We start from the raw sequence: 211 nt of genomic DNA, 5'->3' as shown, positions 1-211 counted from the left end.
GAAGTCGTAACAAGGTAACCGTAGGGGAACCTGCGGTTGGATCACCTCCTTACCTTAAAGAAGCGTTCTTTGTAGTGTCCACACAGATTGTCTGATAAATGATGAACTTCTGAATGTACTTTCGAGTGCATTAAGAAGTTTTGCTCTTTAAAAATCTGGATCAAGCTGAAAATTGAAACGACACACTGTTTCATTTCTCCGTAATAAGAAA

At 38.9% G+C, this 211-nt stretch carries 1 rRNA gene; it reads left to right on the top strand.

Features of this window, described 5'->3' with window-relative positions:
* Nucleotides 1–52, top strand: a 16S ribosomal RNA gene (locus QMN38_RS26915); the annotation flags it as partial.
* Nucleotides 53–211: the final 159 nt, after the last annotated feature.

The sequence above is a fragment of the Citrobacter sp. R-1.5.2 genome (assembly GCF_035064245.1).
GTDB lineage: Bacteria > Pseudomonadota > Gammaproteobacteria > Enterobacterales > Enterobacteriaceae > Citrobacter.
Note: the sequence above shows the minus strand (reverse complement) of the source record. Positions and strands in the feature narration are given on the sequence as shown.